The organism is uncultured Gardnerella sp. (genome assembly GCF_947280595.1).
Classification (GTDB): domain Bacteria; phylum Actinomycetota; class Actinomycetes; order Actinomycetales; family Bifidobacteriaceae; genus Bifidobacterium; species Bifidobacterium vaginale_A.
In genome coordinates, this window is sequence record NZ_CAMYOS010000001.1 from 1 (window position 1) to 18,557 (window position 18,557).

Annotated in this window: 16 protein-coding genes and 1 tRNA gene; 14 read left to right on the top strand and 3 right to left on the bottom strand. The window is 37.0% G+C overall.

Going from position 1 to position 18,557, the window contains the following annotated elements; all coding sequences use genetic code 11:
• Positions 1-1,359: trigger factor (tig, locus tag Q0X59_RS00005; RefSeq protein ID WP_297642309.1), on the top strand; the 1,359-nt coding region annotated here is incomplete at its 5' end.
• Positions 1,360-1,584: 225 nt separating this feature from the next.
• On the top strand, positions 1,585-3,027 hold the full coding sequence (locus tag Q0X59_RS00010; protein ID WP_075523363.1) for a chloride channel protein: 1,443 nt from the start codon (positions 1,585-1,587) through the stop codon (positions 3,025-3,027).
• Between the two features lie 46 nt (positions 3,028-3,073).
• Here the strand turns inward: Q0X59_RS00010 and Q0X59_RS00015 are convergent, their stop codons facing one another.
• Positions 3,074-4,123: a hypothetical protein gene (locus tag Q0X59_RS00015; protein ID WP_297642313.1), complete on the bottom strand. Its 1,050-nt coding sequence runs from the start codon at positions 4,121-4,123 to the stop codon at positions 3,074-3,076.
• Positions 4,124-4,328: 205 nt separating this feature from the next.
• On the opposite strand from Q0X59_RS00015, the gene Q0X59_RS00020 reads away from it, so the two are divergent.
• The 5 genes from Q0X59_RS00020 to Q0X59_RS00040 all read left to right on the top strand — a co-directional run bounded on the left by Q0X59_RS00020 (position 4,329) and on the right by Q0X59_RS00040 (position 8,196).
• A complete protein-coding gene (locus tag Q0X59_RS00020; protein ID WP_103043086.1) occupies positions 4,329-4,940 on the top strand; it encodes an ATP-dependent Clp protease proteolytic subunit in 612 nt (203 codons plus the stop codon).
• A gap of 5 nt (positions 4,941-4,945) precedes the next feature.
• Positions 4,946-5,644: an ATP-dependent Clp protease proteolytic subunit gene (locus Q0X59_RS00025; RefSeq protein ID WP_075523362.1), complete on the top strand. Its 699-nt coding sequence runs from the start codon at positions 4,946-4,948 to the stop codon at positions 5,642-5,644.
• Between the two features lie 145 nt (positions 5,645-5,789).
• Positions 5,790-5,863 (top strand) — tRNA-Arg (locus Q0X59_RS00030).
• Between the two features lie 202 nt (positions 5,864-6,065).
• The gene (locus Q0X59_RS00035; RefSeq protein ID WP_297642316.1) at positions 6,066-7,379 is read left to right on the top strand and encodes a Na+/H+ antiporter NhaA; all 1,314 of its coding nucleotides are present in this window, start codon (positions 6,066-6,068) and stop codon (positions 7,377-7,379) included.
• Positions 7,380-7,461: 82 nt separating this feature from the next.
• Complete coding sequence (locus tag Q0X59_RS00040) at positions 7,462-8,196, top strand: TIGR00730 family Rossman fold protein (protein WP_297642493.1); 735 nt, start codon at positions 7,462-7,464, stop codon at positions 8,194-8,196.
• Between the two features lie 88 nt (positions 8,197-8,284).
• Here Q0X59_RS00040 and Q0X59_RS00045 read toward each other — a convergent pair whose 3' ends face one another.
• Positions 8,285-9,349 (bottom strand): 2Fe-2S iron-sulfur cluster-binding protein, encoded by a 1,065-nt coding sequence (locus Q0X59_RS00045; protein ID WP_297642318.1) that lies wholly within the window; start codon positions 9,347-9,349, stop codon positions 8,285-8,287.
• Positions 9,350-9,436: 87 nt separating this feature from the next.
• Here Q0X59_RS00045 and Q0X59_RS00050 point away from each other — a divergent pair, with 87 nt between their 5' ends.
• From Q0X59_RS00050 to era, 6 genes are all read left to right on the top strand, one after another.
• Positions 9,437-10,234 carry a 16S rRNA (uracil(1498)-N(3))-methyltransferase gene (locus Q0X59_RS00050; protein WP_297642320.1) on the top strand — a complete coding sequence of 266 codons (798 nt, stop codon included), beginning with the start codon at positions 9,437-9,439 and terminating at the stop codon, positions 10,232-10,234.
• 91 nt (positions 10,235-10,325) lie between these two features.
• A complete protein-coding gene (locus tag Q0X59_RS00055) occupies positions 10,326-10,688 on the top strand; it encodes a histidine triad nucleotide-binding protein (RefSeq protein WP_297642322.1) in 363 nt (120 codons plus the stop codon).
• 3 nt (positions 10,689-10,691) lie between these two features.
• The gene (locus Q0X59_RS00060) at positions 10,692-11,891 is read left to right on the top strand and encodes a PhoH family protein (RefSeq protein ID WP_297642324.1); all 1,200 of its coding nucleotides are present in this window, start codon (positions 10,692-10,694) and stop codon (positions 11,889-11,891) included.
• A gap of 86 nt (positions 11,892-11,977) precedes the next feature.
• Entirely contained in the window at positions 11,978-12,517 is a 540-nt protein-coding gene (ybeY, locus tag Q0X59_RS00065; RefSeq protein WP_075523355.1) for an rRNA maturation RNase YbeY, read from the top strand.
• A 233-nt stretch (positions 12,518-12,750) separates the two neighbouring features.
• Complete coding sequence (locus Q0X59_RS00070; protein ID WP_297642495.1) at positions 12,751-14,127, top strand: hemolysin family protein; 1,377 nt, start codon at positions 12,751-12,753, stop codon at positions 14,125-14,127.
• A 293-nt stretch (positions 14,128-14,420) separates the two neighbouring features.
• A complete protein-coding gene (gene era / locus Q0X59_RS00075) occupies positions 14,421-15,416 on the top strand; it encodes a GTPase Era (RefSeq protein ID WP_297642496.1) in 996 nt (331 codons plus the stop codon).
• A gap of 92 nt (positions 15,417-15,508) precedes the next feature.
• Here era and Q0X59_RS00080 read toward each other — a convergent pair whose 3' ends face one another.
• On the bottom strand, positions 15,509-17,548 hold the full coding sequence (locus Q0X59_RS00080; RefSeq protein ID WP_297642327.1) for an AMP-dependent synthetase/ligase: 2,040 nt from the start codon (positions 17,546-17,548) through the stop codon (positions 15,509-15,511).
• A gap of 326 nt (positions 17,549-17,874) precedes the next feature.
• On the opposite strand from Q0X59_RS00080, the gene Q0X59_RS00085 reads away from it, so the two are divergent.
• On the top strand, positions 17,875-18,492 hold the full coding sequence (locus Q0X59_RS00085) for a 50S ribosomal protein L25/general stress protein Ctc (protein ID WP_103043078.1): 618 nt from the start codon (positions 17,875-17,877) through the stop codon (positions 18,490-18,492).
• The last annotated feature ends 65 nt before the right edge of the window (positions 18,493-18,557 follow it).

Below are 18,557 nucleotides of genomic sequence, written 5' to 3' on the forward strand. Positions count from 1 at the left end.
GTGAAAATCAGCGTCAGGAATCTTGAGCCAACTAAAGTTAAGCTCACCATTACCGTAGAACTCGAAGAATTCAAGCCTTACTTAGATAAGGCCCGTAAGGAAATCGCCAAGCAAATCAACGTGCCTGGTTTCCGTAAAGGTCATGTACCTGGAAAGATTGTAGATCAGCGCGTAGGCTTCGCAGCTGTTGCCGGTGAAGCTGTGAATTCTGCTGTTCCAGAGCTTTATTCTCAAGCTTTGGAAGAAAAGAAGATCAGTCCTATGGATCAGCCAGAGTTTGAAGTGCAAGAAGTGCCTGAATCAGCTACTGGCGAAGAAAAGTTAAAGTTCGTTGCTACTGTTGAGCGTCGCCCAGAGTTCAAACTTAATAAGTTTGATGGTGTAGATATCGAAGTAGAAAAGCCTGAAGTAACTGATGAAGATGTAAATGCTCGTCTTGAAGCATTGCGTCATCGTTTCGCAACTCTTGTTGGTGTCGATCGTCCAATTAAGAAGGGTGATTTTGCCAATATTGACTACACTTCTTCATTCGGAGATGAAGTAGTAGCGAGTAGTGAAGGTGAAAGCATTGAGGTTGGAACTCATCGTATTCTTAATGAAATGGATGAAGCTTTGGAAGGTCTTTCTGCTGGCGAAGAAGCTATTTTTGAAACCGATCAGTACAAGAACAGCAAGCATGAAGGCGAAAAAGCTCAAGTTAAGGTTAAAGTTAATTCTGTAAAGACACAGGAATTGCCAGAACTTGACGATGATTTCGCTAAAGAAGCTTCTGAGTTTGATACTTTAGATGAGCTTAAAGAAGATGTACGTAAGGCTTGCGAACAGTCTAATGAAGGTCGTCAAGCAACTATTGCTCGTGATGCTTTTATTGCTAAGATTCAGGAAGAAGTTGAAATTCCTGTACCAAAGGGCGTAAAAGAAAAGGCTGTTGCTGAGCATCTTAAGGGTATGACTCCAGATCCTGAGAAAGCTACTAAGGATCAGAAAGAAGAAGCTGAAAAGGCTGCCGAAAAAGAACTTCGTGATCAGATGGTGTTAGATGCTTTAGCTGAGAAACTAGATGTATCAGTTTCGCAAGCTGATGTCACTAATTTCCTTATTTCAGTTGCACAGCAGTATGGTATGGATCCAAGTCAGTTCATTAGCGCGATTGTGCGCAATGGTCAGCTCGGTTCAGCTGTTCAAGAAGTTGCTCGCTCTAAGGCGTTAATCGCTGGTATGCGTGCAGTAAAGTTCGTTTCTAATGGTGAAACGATCGATTTGAGTGCTTTCCTTACTGAAGATGATGGTACTTCTGAAGAAGAGAGTGTTAAAGCTGCTTCTGCTGCAGCTGAAGTAGCTGATGAGCTTTCTAAGTAGAAGTAACTAAGTTCTACGTTACTTAAAAGTAACTGTTTTTAAGTAAGACCTAGCGGAATTATTTTCTGCTGGGTCTATTTATTTTTATTTATTTTATTTTTGTTTTGCCTATAACTCTTATCTTTATTTATTTATTTATATATTCGTTTTCGTATATTTGTAATGTAATCTCATGTAAATATGATCTTCAATTTGATCTCATATAATTTAGTGAAAGTATAAATAATGAAAAGTACTATCAAAACTAATGTGAAGAATCGCAGTTGCAATAGTAGAACAGTGCTTTTTAAGTTTTTAAATTTTGCTTTCTTAGCTTTATCTGTTATTTTTATTGGCATTCTCACTGGTTTAGGTGCGACTCTTCTTACATTCATTCTTTATGCAGTACAATACATTGCTTTTGGATCAATCGAATCTGCTAAAAATACTGTATTTTCATCTCTTCCTTGGTATCGTTACGTGCTATCTTGCACAATTTCGATGACTATTGCTGGCGTATCTTGGTATTTTCTTCGCAAAAGAGAAAATCCTCCTCGTATTGTCACAATCCCTCAAGCTGTTTTCGGAAGTGTTATGCCAATTTTTTCTACTATTGCGCATGTTTTGTTGCAAATCGGAATTGTTGGTTCTGGAATTTCAATAGGCAGGGAAGTAGCTCCTAGAGAATTAGCTGCGCTTATTGCTCAGCGTTACAGCAGTGTTTTTCATATATCTTCTAAAACTCAGCGCGTACTTATTGCATCTGCTGCTGGCGCTGGTTTGGCTGCAGTGTATCACGCTCCTTTAGCTGGAAGCGTGCTTGCTTTAGGATTACTTAGTAAAACTCAAGGTTTTGGTTTTTACGCATGGCTAAATCGTGAAAATGGTTCTGTAGTAGCTAATGTAATTAAGCATATTTTGCGCTCTGATCGTTTGTATTGCTTGCCTTTTGCGCTTTCTATGAATTACGTTGCTGCTTTTGTTGCTGAATTTTTAATGCATCATTCTAGATACTACAATATTTCTCAATTTTCGTGCGATATTTCTTGGCAAATTTGCGTTTTGGCTGCTGTTGTAGGTTTAGTGTGCGGTTTAGTTGGTTACGTTTTTCGCTTGTGTATTATTTGGTGTCGTACTCATGCTTTGCGTGGCATAAAAATGTTGTGTTTTATGCCAATAGCCGGCTTAACTATTGGTATTGCAGCTTGCTGGTTTCCACATATCATGGGAAATGGTAGATCACTTTGCCAACTTGCATTTTCTGTGTCTAGTTCTCCGCATTTTTTAGCTTTCTCGAATATTATGATTATTTTGCTGATTCTTGCAATAATGAAAATGGCTGCTACTTTGCTTGTTTTGCGAGCCGGTGCTTCTGGAGGCATTCTGCAGCCGAGTATTTCAACTGGAGCTTGTATTGGGCTGATTGTAGGCATTGTAAGCATGAAACTTCCATTTATTTCTAGCTTAGTATTAAGTCAGCCTAATGCATTGATTTTGGCTGCTATTTTTGGTGCTGCAAGCTTATTGACTGCTAGTAGAAAGTCATTATGGTTTGCGCTTTTGCTTGTAGCTCAATTAGTAAACGTTTCGCTTATTGTGATTGTTCCTATGGCTGTAGCTTGTGCTGTTTCTAGAAGTATAACGTTTCTGTTCGCAAAACTCTTCGAAAATAAAAATATGCGCCTTTGATATTTGTTTATTCAACGAGTAGCAAAAGCGCATATTTGCTTATTATTTAGTTATCGATAAAGTCATCTTTAAAAATAACACTGTCATCATTATTTAAGAAAGTATAGTGTAAATGTATTGGGGAAATGACTTTATTTTTAGCTTCTTCAACTTCTGGAAACATATTTGTTAGTAATAGTCTGTCAGAAAACTCAGCTTGAGTCTTTGAAATTCCATAGTCAGGTACACGCTCTGTGAATTTAATAGTTATATTTAGGTCATCTCCTTTAGCGTCAAATGTTGCGGATACGTCATCGTCACCCCTCTTTTCAAAGCTTGATGGGTGACAATGAAAATATTCTTCAATATTTGCGCTTTTTTCTGCAGAGCAATTGTAATGTGGCTTAAAAGTTTTTGCGATTGCGCTTCCAATAAGCGTTAGAGCTAAAACAGAAGCGACAATTAAAGCAATCATTTTTTTATGTTTATCTATTAGTATCGCATTTACTAAACTTGTTGTTCGTTGAATAACGTTTTTATATGTTCTTATTAGATTATCTCGGTTTATATAAGTGCTTATTGGATTATTATTGTTTTGATATCCGTTGTTTTGATATCCGTTATTCATATAGTTATTGTTTTGGTAACTATTGTTTGCATAAGTGTTGTTTTGATAAGTGTTATTCGTATAAGCGCCGTTTTGGTAAGTGTTTGTTGGATTCGTGCTGTTTGGATATCTGTTGTTTTGATAACTATTATTCATATAGTTATTGTTTTGATATCCGTTGTTTTGATATCCGTTATTCATATAGTTATTGTTTTGATAACTGTTATTCGTATAAGTGTTATTCGTGTATCCGCTGTTTTGATATCCACTATTTTGGTAAGCGTTATTTTGGTAAGTATTGCTCTGATAAGTGTTTGTTGGATTCAAGTTGCTTGCGTTGTAAGTGTTAGTGTTGTTTGTATTGTCAGTATTGTCAGTGTTGCTTGCGTTGTCGGTATTGTTAGCGTTGCTTGTATTGCTTGAACTATTAGTGTAGATATTGCTATTATCGCTGTTATTTTGTTCTGCATATTGAGGATAATTGTTGTTTTGCAAGTTGCTAGAATCCATGACTTCTCCTCTATGAGTGAATTTACAGTCATAAAAAAATATACTAAATATTTCATGCTAAATCTATATAATAGTTAAATAATTATTTGTATTGTATGTAGAAATTCAGTGTGGAATATTTCGCTGATTTCATATCCGCAATATTTTCTATACAGTCACGCGCACACGATAATGTAGAAACAATTGACAAATGTAAGGAGATAAAGTGAATAATCTGTTTACGTCTTCTACTGTTATGCAACAGGATGAAGCGCCAGCCCAAACAGATTCGATTTTTAATCGATTGTTAAAGGATCGCATTATTTGGCTTGGCTCTGAAGTTAAAGATGAGAATGCTAATATCATATGCGCTCAAATGCTTATGCTTGCTGCGCAAGATCCTAAGAAAGATATTTGGCTTTACATAAATTCTCCAGGTGGTTCTATCACTGCTGGTATGGCTATTTACGACACAATGCAGCTTATTGAGCCAGATGTTGCAACTATTGCTGTTGGCATGGCTGCTTCTATGGGACAGTTCTTGTTAAGTTCTGGAACGCCTGGTAAACGTTTTATTACATCGCATGCTCGTGTTCTTATGCATCAGCCTTCTGGTGGAGTTGGTGGAACTGCTACTGATGTTAGAATCAATGCTGAATTGATTATGGATATGAAGAAAACACTTTCTGAACTCACAGCTAAGCAAACTGGTCATACTGTAGAGGAAATTTACCGTGACAATGAATATGATCATTGGTTTAATGCACAACAAGCTTTGGAATATGGTTTCGTAGATAAGATTGTAACCACACCAGCTTCAATGCGAGGTGAGGAGTAAATATTATGGCAAGTGAAGAAGCAAAGTTTGTGTATCGCGCTCAGCGTTTAGCTGGTTATGAGGGTATTTCTTCTGCTCAGCGTTTTAATAACCGTTATGTTTTGCCTCAATTTGGTGAGCAAACTCCTTATGGAATGAAAACGCAAGATCCGTATACTAAGCTTTTTGATGATCGAATAATTTTCATGGGTGTTCAGGTTGACGATACGTCTGCCGATGATATCATGGCTCAATTGCTTGTGCTAGAAAGCATGGATCCTAATCGTGACATTATGATGTACATAAATTCTCCTGGTGGATCTATGACTGCTATGACTGCTATTTACGACACTATGCAATATATAAATCCTGATGTTCAAACTGTGTGCTTAGGCCAGGCTGCTTCTGCTGCTGCAATCTTGCTCGCTGCAGGTACTGCAGGCAAGCGCATGATTTTACCTAATGCTAGAGTTTTGATTCATCAACCAGCTATGGGACAAGATTTTGGTAAAGCAACTGAAATTGAGCTTCAAGCTAAAGAAATGCTTAGATTGCGTGAATGGTTGGAAAATACTCTTGCTAAACATACTGGTCAAGATGTTGAGCGTATTCGCAAAGATATTGAGGTAGATACTATTTTGACTGCACCTCAAGCAAAGGAATATGGAATTGTTGACCAAGTTCTGAAGCATAGAGATAAAACTTATACGCAGCAGAATTTGTAAAATAATATAAGTAGAAGAAATCTAGAAAATATACATATAAAAACACAAGCTTTGCCGACACGCCGAAGTTTGTGTTTTTATCTTATAAGTTGTATATTAGTTAAGTTGCCGGAAACGAGAACAATGTGTTTGAGTTCGGTAATATGCGCCAGTAGCCCAACGGATTAGAGCATCTGACTACGGATCAGAAGGTTGCAGGTTCGAATCCTGTCTGGCGCACGCGTTAGACGTAGATTTTGACTGCGTCTTTTTTTATTCTTATTTCAATTCTTATTTCAATTCTCATTTTGGGGAATAGCCCGAATAACCTTTATTTCAACTCGCTCTGTTTATCCCTCTAAGTTATACTAAATAATGCAAAATTAAAGTGTTTCCCATATTGCTTTTTGCATAATGGTTTTGTGGAGGAAATATTTACGATATGATACGGCGCAGTTTGCTAAAAGCTCGCAATATAGCTAATAATGAGCGAATATCTGGCTTGATTATGCTTGGTTTTGCTTTAGCTGGATTATTGCTTGCTAATTTGCCTTTTACGTCAACTATATTTGAATCTGTTTCTCATACTCAAATTGGCATACCTTACACTAATATTTCCATGTCTATTGGCCATTGGGTGCAAGATGGTGTTCTTACTATTTTCTTTCTTACTGTAGGACTTGATTTAAAGCATGAATTAGTAGCTGGCTCTCTTTCAGATCCTAGAGCTGCAGCTATGCCTATGATTTGTGCAGTTGGTGGTATGATTATGCCTCCAATATTATTTGTAGGAACAGTTACACTTTTTTCTGAATTTCATGCAGGTCAAGAAATTATGCGCTTGACTTCCGGAGCGTTGCCTTCTCTGGAAATGGTGCGCGATGGATGGGCTATTCCTACAGCAACCGATATAGCATTTTCTTTAGCTGTATTAGCGTTATTTGCTGCATATTTGCCTAAATCCTTAAGAGCGTTTTTAATGACTCTAGCTACAGTTGATGATTTGCTTGGTATTGCTTTAATTGCGCTTTTCTTCTCTTCATTGAATGATTGGTATTGGTTTGTTGGCGTGCTTGTTTGCGGATTGCTTTGGACAATGCTAGTTCGATTGAAAAGAGTACCTTGGCCGCTTGTTGCGATAGTTGGTATTTTTGCATGGATTATGATGTATCAAGCTGGAGTTCATCCAACTCTAGCTGGTGTTATGGTTGGATTGTTTACTCCTGCTCATCTAGTACATGGTGAAAAAACTTTGCGCGCTGAAAGATATCGTGAGAAAATTCAGCCTCTTTCTTCATTATTTGCTTTGCCTGTGTTTGCGCTTTTTGCAACTGGCGTTCATTTTGAAACTTTTACATTAGAATTGTTTATTTCTCCTATTGTTATTGCAATCACGATTGCTTTAGTTATTGGTAAGCCTCTTGGCATTATGCTTACAGCTTGGGTTGCTAAAAGCTTTATTGGATTGAAAGTTCCAGATAAGTTACGAGTATTCGATTTATTGCCTACTGCTTGTGCATGTGGAATTGGATTTACTGTATCTTTGTTAATAGCATCCTTAGCTTATAGTGATGCTGACCTTTCTGGAGAAGCGAGATTTGGAGTATTGGTTGCTTCTCTTATTGCTGCTGGAGTTTCTGGATACTTACTTTCTGCGCAATCAAAGGCAATGCATAAGAGGAGCTTAAAAAATTCAAAAGATAATAATTCTGGCGCTAAAAATGAAGTTTCGAGAAATAATGAAGTTGCGAAGTAATGAAGTTAAAAAGTAATGTTTTAGCTTGTTGTTTTAAGGAGTGAATTTTTTGATAGCTAAAAAATCTCATGATGTTGAGCAAATGGATAAAGCGTATTATAGAGGTGCATCTGTGTTAAAAGGTCCAATGATTCCTAGTGAAAGTAGTACTGAAACATTGTTAAAGCACGATTCGAATTTTCAAGCTAATGACGAATCTTGTTTGCGTTGCGAAGACCCTTGGCGAGTTCTGCGTATACAAGCAGAATTTGTTGATGGTTTTGACGCGCTTTCTAAGTTAGGTTCTGCTGTAAGCGTATTTGGTTCTGCTCGTATTAAGGAAGATGAGCCGGAATATAATGCTGCACGTATTATGGGCGAAGAAATTGTAAAGCGTGGCTTTGCTGTTATTACAGGTGGTGGACCTGGAATTATGGAAGCAGCGAATCGTGGAGCTAACGAGGCTGGTGGAACTTCAGTTGGGCTTGGTATTGAACTTCCTCATGAGCAAGGTCTTAACAAGTGGGTAAATCTTGGTATGCAATTTCGTTATTTCTTTGTGCGTAAAACAATGTTTATGAAGTATTCTTCTGGGATTATTGTTTGCCCTGGCGGATTTGGAACTATGGATGAGATGTTTGAAGCTTTAACTCTTGTTCAAACTCACAAAGTAGCTAGTGTTCCAGTAGTGTTGTTTGGTAGTTCATATTGGAAGGGACTTACAGATTGGTTACAAAATAATGTTATGCAAAGAGGTTTGATTTCTTCTATTGATCCTAATCTTTTTGCTATTACAGATGATCCTTTACAAGCAGTACGTATAGCATGTAGAGCTTAGATTATTTTAAGTTGAGTATTTAACTTTGAGCCTTTTGTTATCGCTTATAACTATTACAGATGCGAGAATGTTAGTTGATATTTGATTTTTAAGATTTTTCGTTTGCGAGTGTAGTTAATTGCCAAATTTCTTCGCCTATATCGATTCCTCTAGGGCATTGTTTTGAGCATGCTCTTACTGATTGGCATGCACTTATTCCGTCTGCGCTATTTATTAAATCCAATCGATGTTTTCCAGCATTATCTCTCGAATCGTAAATAAATCGTGCAGCGTTAACTAAAGCAGCTGGTCCAATGAATGCTTCTCCGCTTGCATATATAGGGCAAACTCCTTCGCATGCTCCACATAAAATGCAATTACTTAAAAGCTCAAATTTTTGAAGTTCTTGAGGATTTTGCAAAAACTCAAGAATGTTAAGATTTCCTATATTATTTGCTTGTAAGTAAGGTTCTAAGCGTTTTATTTGAGAGATCATTGGTGTGATATCGCATATTAAATCTCTTTGAACTGTAAATCCAGAAAGTGGTGAAAGTTCAATAATTCCAAAATTATTATGTGCATCCTTGAAATAAGTATTTTTGTTAGTAGTTGAGTTAGTGGTTGAGTTAGTGTTATCTAAGTCATTAGTTGAGTTATTAGTTTTAGATCCTGTTTTTCTAAATCCATGAGATTTAATTGTTGAGCTTTCAATTGTGTTTCTAGCATGTTCTCTAATTGTTGCAGTGCATAATAACGTTGGCATTCCGTTTACGTTTGCAGCATCTGAACCGCATACTCCATGACCGCATGAGTATCTGAAAGCTAGAGTTGGATCTAAAGTACGTTTAATTTCAAGAAGACAATCTAAAATCGTATCATTTTCATGAGCACAAATAGTGTAGTCTTGAATCCAATGTTTTCCTTGAAGCTTCTTATTTTCAGACTCATCTAATTTTGAAAAAGGATTATTGTGCTTTGTTTTTGCGAATGGGTTTTCCTTATGTTTTCGTTTATGTACTTTATTTGTGGATTGTGTATTTGAAAACTCTTGTTTTACATGTTCTTGATTTTCGAAATTAGATGTTATAGGTGTAAAACGAGATACGCGCAAAGTAAGTACCAAAGCATTATTATCTTCGCTTTGAATAGTTTTGCGATTGTACTCTTTGCACATCTAATATCCTTCCTTATTCTATTTCTAGTTTGCCACAATCGTTGCACAGAATAAATCCTTGGCTGCTCCTCAGGTTAGGCTTGAACTATGACTGACGCTTTATTTTTATTAGATATTGATCACGATGATGCACCTATGCTTGCAAATGGCATTGAAGAAGGTTGGACTTTGAAGTTGCCTGATCGCATAAAACGTCATGCTATTAGCGCTATGAGATTGAGTGTTGGTGATGATTTGCAACTTTCAGATGGTAAAGGCTTGCGAATTCGTGCTACTGTTACGGATGAAGAAAATGGTTTAGTTCGTGTTAATTCTTTTTTGCGCCAGCCTCGTACAAGTACTCGTTTAGTTCTTGTACAAGCACTAGCTAAAAGCGGATCTGATGAGCAAGCAATAGATATGGCTACTCAAATTGGTGTTGATGAAATAATTCCATGGTGTGCAGATAGATCTATTGCAAAGTGGAAGCAAGGTCGAAGTGGCAAGCGTTGGAGTAAAGTACTACAATCTGCTAGCGAACAATCTAGAAGAGCTTGGATCCCTGAACTTAAAGATTGTGTTTCTAGTAAGAATATTTTGTCAATATGTAGAAGAGCTTGCGTTTACGGTAATTTAGTTGTTGTTTTACATCAAGATGCAACTTGCTCATGGAATAAAATAGAGTCATATGTTAATTCTCTTACAGAACGTTGTCTTTGTGATGGTCGCGAGCGCTCAGTTTATGTGCTGGTTGGTCCTGAAGGCGGAATAAGTGATGATGAAGTGAATAGTTTTGTTGACGCTGGTGCTAAAACTTGCGTATTGGGATCTAATATTTTGCGCGCATCTACTGCTGGTCCAGTAGCTTTATCTCTGCTTTCTTATGCATTAGGAAGATATGAGTAAATGGCATGTTTTTGTGTAAAATAGTAAGAAGTGTGCTAATAGCATAATTATTAAGTATTTGTTATATGAAAATAATCTATAGGGGAGAGTTATGAGCGATTCGGTATGCAATAATGACAATGATTGCATTTTTTGTAAGATTATTTCTGGAGAAATTCCAAGTACTAGAGTGTATGAGGATGATTGTGTTGTGGCTTTTAAAGATATAAATCCTCAAGCTAAAGTGCATGTTTTGATTGTTCCTCGCAAACATTATGAGAATGTTTTTCAGCTTGCAAATAATGATTCTTCAACTTTGGCGCATATTGTTGAAGTAGCTCAAAATATTGCAAACGATGCTTTTAATGGACAGTATCGTCTTGTGTTTAACACTGGTCTAGCTGCTGGTCAGACTGTTTTCCATGTTCATGCACATGTGTTGACTGGTGAAAAACTTGTAGAAGGTAGTTTGTAAATCGTGGTACATACTACAACGCGAATAGTGCAAATTCCTGATGAATTAAGTTCTGTTGCTGTTCTTGGTGTTGCTGACGCTGGTTTAAGAGAAGTTGAACATGCTTTTGCTAAATTAGATATTAGTGTACATGGTAAAAGTGTGAAAATTGTTTCTCGCCAAGCAGCTTTTGAAGAAGATGCTTCAAAAGCTGAGTATGCTATACAGCGAATGATTGATGCTGCGTATGAGCGTCCAATGGATGCTTATTCTGTTAAGCGTATGCTTGAGAGAGATATACTTAAAAATTCTGAGCATAATGTTGGTTTGGCTCATATTGGTCATAATGGTGGTGTTTTAGATAATTCTTTTGTGCCATCTTTAAGAAACGAGTTTTCTTACATAAAAAGTGATTTATTTGATTCTGATCGTGACTCAACTAGGAAATCTTTGAATCGCAAAGCTAGAATGTCTAAAGGTGTAATCACTTTTGCAAGCGGCTATCCTGTGCGAGCTAAAACTCAAGGTCAAATGGCTTATATTCAAGCAATGGATTCTAGTATTGTAACTTTTGGTATTGGCCCTGCTGGAACTGGTAAAACGTATTTGGCTGTAGCTAAAGCTGTTAGAGCATTAGAAGATGGGCGTGTTCGTAGAATTGTTCTCACTAGGCCTGCTGTAGAAGCAGGTGAGAGTTTAGGGTTTTTGCCTGGTACTCTTAACGATAAAGTTGATCCATATTTAAGACCTCTTTATGATGCTCTTTCGGATATGTTAGGTGCTACTCAATTGAAGCGTTATCTTGATGAGAATGTTGTAGAAGTTGCTCCTCTTGCTTATATGCGTGGGCGTACGTTAAACGATGCTTTTGTGATTTTAGATGAAGCACAAAATGCCACTGTTCAACAGTTGAAAATGTTTCTTACTCGTCTTGGTTTTAATACTACGATGGTAATTACTGGAGATATTACGCAAGTTGATTTAGCTGTGCCTAAGTCTGGTTTGCTTTCAATTGAACGAATTTTGAATAGTGTGAAAGATATTTCTTTTGTACATTTACGTTCAGAAGATGTTGTTCGTAATGCTTTAGTTGGAAGAATTGTGGAAGCTTATGATCGTTATGATTCTATTTTAGAGCGTAAGAAGATTGAGCTACGTCAGAAATCTCAAGAACTTAAAGAAGTTAAAGAATCAAGCGAATTACAAGAATCTAAAGGGATCTAAAAGAATCTAAAATTATTTTTAGGAATCTAATGAGTCGTTTGTTGCAAAGATATATTTTGCTACTTTTGAGAGGATAGTAAATTATTATGAGCGTTGATGTAATGAATGAAACTGTATGGAATATTGATTCTAAGATTTTCTCAGATTTAGGCATGTGGGTTTTACAAAAAATGAAAGTAAGTACTCAATCTGATTTGTCAATTACTTTCGTAGATCCTGAGCCTATTGCAAGTTTGCATGAAAGATGGATGAACTTAGAAGGTCCAACAGATGTTATGAGTTTTCCTATGGACGAGTTGACTCCTGGAAGTGATGATAAAGTATCTGAAGGGATGCTTGGTGATTTAGTGATATGCCCTTGGGTTGCACAGCAACAAGCTTTAGCTTCAAGTCATAGCACTATGGAAGAAATGTTGCTATTAACTATTCATGGAATACTTCATCTACTTGGATATGATCACACTACGCCTGATGAAGAAAAGCAAATGTTTGGATTGCAACGTCAATTATTGCTGACTTTTTTTGCTGCTCGTTCTGGAGAACTTTATGATGCTACTCTTCCAGATGGCGTTGTAAATGAGTTAGAACGATACGAGCTTGAGCATGCAAAAGATAGTAAGAGATAATAAGCAATAATAAGGGATAGTAAAAGATAATAAGATATAATAAGCGCTTTTTGATTTTTTGATTTTTCGAATTTTTTGTTTTTCGTCCGATTTACTAGGATTTAAATAAATCAATAAAATACTTAAAGCTTAAAATAAAATATAATAATAAAATAATTTACTTAATCTAGGCGATGATAACAGTTATGAGCATATTGAAAAATCTTACATTCCATGCTTTTCCTACGCTATCTATGAATATGTGGATAATAGTTTTTACTTGTGTTGTAATAGCTGTTTTATTAGTGTGGCTTTCACTTTCAATGGCTGCTGCAGAGGGTGCAATACCGCGAGTAACTCGTGCAAGTTTGAACAATATGGTGATTGAAATTCAAACTAATGAAGATGAAATTAGTGCTATTGTTCGTATGCGTAAAATTGCGAGAATACACAGAGTAAAGCGTTTAATTTCAGATCGCTATGCTGCATCTAGTGCATGTGTTTTTGTAAGAATTTTTTGTAATGTTTTAGATGGAGTATTGATTGCGTCCCTTGCTAGTGTTTTTGATTCTCCATTATGGCTTACTGTTCTGCTAGGTGTTATTGCATCAATATTAGTTGCTATCGTATCTTTATTTGTAAGTCCTAGAACTGTTGGAGCAGCTCAGCCTGTTGCAAAGCTTATACGATTATCTCGTATTGTTTCTATTGCGATTGCATTAAATCCATTTGTTCGAATTACCAATGATGTAGATATTTCGCGAAAAAAACATACGGATCTTTCAGAAGATGAAGCATTAGAAGACATACAGAGAGATCAAGCTAAAGCAAGTATCGATCGGCTAGTTGAAGCAAATGATTTTGATCCAGAAGTTTCAGAAATGATGAGGAATGTTCTGACTCTTTCAGATACTTTAACTCGCGAAATCATGGTTCCTCGTACGGATATGATTTGTGTAAAAAGTGATGAAACTTTGGAAAACTTCCTTAAATTATGTTCTCGCTCAGGATTTTCTAGAGTTCCTGTTATCGGCGATTCTGTGGATGATTTAGTAGGGATTGCATATTTGAAAGATGCTGTGCGTGCTACAGTATTTAATCACGCTGCTTCATTAAGACCTGTTTCTACTATTATTCGTGAACCAATGTTTGTTCCTGAATCTAAGCCTGTTGATGATTTGTTCCATGAGATGCAACGTATCCGTCAACACGTAGCTGTCGTAGTAGATGAGTATGGCGGTATCGCTGGTTTAGTTACAATTGAAGACGCTATTGAACAAATTGTTGGTGAGTTAGAAGATGAGCATGATCGCACTCAAAAAGCTGATCCTGTTGAAGTAAGCGATGGTGTGTGGCGTATGCCTGCTCGTACTCCTATTGCAGATTTAGAAGATTTGTTTGAAGTTCATATTGATGAAGATGATGTTGATACAGTTTTTGGATTGCTTACTAAATTGCTTGGGAATGTGCCTATTGTTGGCTCAAGCGCAGTAACTAGGGGTCTTAAATTAACTGCTGTTGATTCTGCAGGCAGGCGTAAAAAAGTGTCTACTATCCTAGTTGAACGCGATGTTCAAGGTTTGCAAGAAACTAACGAAGAACAAGATAATAGTGAAGATAAAACGATATAAACTGTAAATAAGTAATAGTTTTGATAAAACTGTAAATAAGTAATAGTTTGTGTATAAGTTAAGTGTTTAAGTAATGTATTTAAGTAATGTGTCTATTAACTTAAGTTAAGTATTTATGTAAGGTGTATTAGATGTATAGTGTGAAAGATGATTATATGAATAATGAAAATTATTTAGACGATAAAAAGTCTAATGAAACAACTGATTTAACTTCATTTGATTCAAATGATTCAAATGATTTTATTAGTGATGATTTAGATGAATCTGATAATAGTATTATTGATGACGATGATATGTTCTCTAATCTTGATTCTTCTACTCATGTAACTATTTCTAATAATGATTTTCATGGATATCGTTCAGGATTTGTGGCAGTAGTTGGGCGCCCAAACGTTGGTAAATCTACTCTTATGAACGCTTTAATTGGTACTCATATTGCAATTTCTTCATCTAGACCTGAAACTACTCGTAAAGCAATTCGCGGAATTGTAACTACACAAAATGCTCAAATGGTAATAGTTGATACCCCTGGTATTCATAGACCTCGCACGCTTTTAGGTCAGCGTTTGAATGATATTGTAGATGAATCACTTTCAGATGTTGATGTTATTGCATTTTTACTTCCTGCAGATCAAGAGATTGGACCTGGAGATAGAAGAATTTTAAGTCGTCTACGTGCTGATTTTGCGAAAAAAGATGATTCTCTTAAATGGTCGTGGAAAATCCCTGTTATAGGTATAGTTACGAAAATTGATACTTTGGATCGTAGTAAGCTCGTTTCTCATCTAATAAAAGTTCAAGAATTTGCTGATTTTACAGATATTGTTCCTGTGAGCGCTATTGAAAATGACAATGTAGATGAAGTTAAAAAAGTTTTGATTGATAATCTTCCAGAAGGTCCACAAATGTATCCTGAAGATCAGCTTAGCGAAGAAAGTCCTTCAGAGATGATTTCAGAATTGATTCGTGGAGCTTTTCTTGAAGAGTTAGATGACGAGTTGCCTCATTCGTTGGCTGTAGTTGTTGACGATATTGTGTATCCAGGAGAAGATTTAGAAACTAAATACAATGATTCTAAAGCTCACATACTCGTATCTGTATATGTTGAACGTGATTCACAAAAACCGATTATTATAGGTCATCGTGCTGAGCATTTAGTGCGCGTTAAGAAGCGTTTACGTACAGCTGTTAATCGTATTACAGGTTTTAAAGCTGTTCTTGAGTTGCATGTTAAAGTTGCTAAAGGTTGGCAGAGCGATCCGAAGAAACTTGAGCGACTCGGATTCTAAGTGTTTTGCAAAATAAAGTGTTTTGCAAATAAATAGAGGAGCAGATAAATAACTTATTTGCTCCTCTATTTTGTATTAGAAAATGTTAATATTTATTTTTTACGAGAAGTATACATCTTTGTGTTAAGAAGAGTTGAATATCTTTTAATAACACGAGGGCGAATTATTTTCATAGATGCTGTTAATAAACCATTTTCTTGAGTGAATTCTTCTGGCAAAATAATGAATTTACGCACAGATTCAGCTCTAGAAACACCTTCATTAGCTAGATCTATAAACTTTTGTACTTCAGCTCTTACAACAGCGTTATTTGACGCGTCTTCCATGCTCATAGTTGCATCAAGACCCTTATTTTTAAGCCATCTACGCAATGTTTCTTCATCTAAAGTAACTAATGCTGAAATAAATGGACGTTTATCTCCAAGTACTAAAGCTTGAGAAACGATTTCGCAACGCTTAATTATTTCTTCAATAGGACTTGGAGCAACATTCTTTCCGCCTGCTGTAATAATCAAATCCTTTTTTCGCCCTGTAATGTAAAGGAAACCTTCATTATCAATTCTTCCGAGATCGCCTGTAGCATACCATCCGTCTTGCGTGAAAGATGTTTCAGTTGCTTCAGCGTTCTTGTGGTAGCACTTAAATACGCATGCGCCTTTAATCTGAATTTCTCCATCATTTGCGATTCTCAAAGTAAATCCAGGGAATGCGATTCCGACTGAGCCTTCTCTAAAAGGCACTCCTAGAGGGCTAAATGCGCATGGAGCTGTTGTTTCTGTTAATCCATATCCTTCATATACAGGTACTCCTGCTCCTCTAAAGAATGAAAGAAGTTCTGGATCTAGTGGTGCTCCGCCTGCAACAATCCAGCGAGCGCGCCCGCCTAAAGCTTGACGAAGAGGGTAGTAGACCATAGGATCATATGCTGCGCGTCTTGCTTTAGTAAGAGCTTTAGCACTACCGTACTTCGCAACTTCTTTCATATATTGTTGAGCTGTAACAACAGCTCCTTGGAATGCAAGTCCTTTTACGCCATGACCAGCTTTTTGAGATGCAGCGTTATAAACTTTTTCTAGAACTCTAGGAACTACAATCATTACAGTTGGTTTTGCAATTTGTAAATCAGATATAAGAGTTGAAATACCTTGAGCAATATAGATTCGCAAATTACTTGCAACAACTATGTAATTGATTGCTCGAGCGAATGAGTGTGCTTGTGGTAAGAACAACAACACAGATCCGTTTGGTTCGCTTAACAGTTCAGGTAAATATGTTGGCAAATTCAATGCTGTAGTGCAATAGTTTTCATGCGTCATTTCCACGCCTTTAGGAGCTGCAGTAGATCCTGAAGTGTAAACAATAGAGCACAAGTCAGTCTTTTTTACGGAATCTATGCGCTCGTCAAGCTCTTCATCGCTAACAGAATAATCAAAAGCTTGAAGTTCTGCTAATCCTCCTGTTTCAACGCAAATAATTCTTTCAAGAGTAGGGCAGTCCTCAATAGCGCCATCTGCTTTATCTCTCATTTCCGTAGTTCCAACAATAAGGAATCTGGAATCTGAGTTGTTTACAATATTTCGAATTTGTTCAGGAGAGTCAGTGTCGTAAATAGTAGCTAACACACCTCCACATGCCATAACAGCTGCGTCAATAACATCCCACTCGTATGATGTTTTGCACATTAGAGAAACAGAATCACCTTTTTGTAATCCATAATGGATTAAACCTTTAGCAGCTTTTCTTACTTCTGAAAGAAACTCATTCGCTGTTTTAGTAACCCATTGATCTGAATTTTTATAAGTGTAAAGTGGTTCATCTCCCATTCTTGAAGCTCTATTTGCATACAAATCATATATGCTTGTGCCTTCGTCAAGAGGTGGATTTCCTTGAGTGCATGTAGTTAATAAGCCTGTTTCAGGATCTAACATTGTTGTAGTTGGCATATCTGGACCCCATTCATCAACGCGTGGAAGAAGTGGGTTGCCATTAGATTCTGATGTGTTGTGTAATTCTGGATAGTCTGGACCTCCAGCACGGTCATCGCTGACAGGATGTGCAAAATTACTTCCGATTCTGAGTGCTTTTCTCGCTAGATCGTATGCCTGTTGTTGGAGTTTATTAAGGACGGACACGTCTGCTCCTTCATCATGCCGAAAACGGCTCCCTGTAAGCGCATTGTTTTGTGCGCTTGTATTGTTAATAACTATGATAATAGCTCCAGTGCTCAAGTACTATTGTCAATTGTTACAATATTTTGTTTTATATTTTATAAAACAATTAGTCTTAGCTTATGTTTATACTTACAAAGTTGCTTTGGCGAGGGAATAGTGCGCGTATTTTTAATGTATGCGTTTTAACAAGTTCCGTTATCGACTGGGCTGATAGCCAACTTATGGTGGTTTTCGGCGCGTCGGTGCGCCTGAAGCTGGAATAATAACCAGACCATAAGGAGACCGATATGGCTACAAAAATTACTCTTGAAGGCAGCGTACGTAATGAATTCGGCAAGGGTGTTGCTCGCCGTTTGCGTGTAGCTCAACTGATTCCAGCTAGTATCTATGCTGGTGGAGCTGAACCTACACATGTTACTCTTCCTATGAAGGAAACAACTTTAGCTTTGCGTCACGCAAATGCATTGTTCACAATTAAGTTTGGCAATGAATCTCGTATTGCTGTTGTTAAGGATGTTCAGCGCAATCCTGTAAAGCGCATCGTTGAACACGTTGACTTCTATGAAGTTAAAGCTGGAGAAAAGATTGATGTTGAAGTTCCAGTCTTCGTTGAAGGAACTCCAAAGGGTGCTGCTGTTGCATTCGTTGATGTTCAGGAACTTAAAGTTCGCGCAGATGTTGCTAATTTGCCAGAGCGCTTGGTTGTTAATGTTGATGGATTAACTGATGGAACTAAAGTTTTCGCTAAAGATGTAAAGCTTCCTGAAGGCGTTGTGCTTGATATGGACGGCGAAGAATCTGTTGTAAGCGTTACTGTTCCTGAAGATGCTGCTACAAGTGAAGAAGCTGAAACTCCGGCTTCTGCCCCTGCAGCATCTGATGCTACAGCATCTGACGCTAAGTGATTTAATAACAGTAATCTAAATACTTTTTAGAATAATTTAGGCTTGCATGATTAATTCACGCAAGT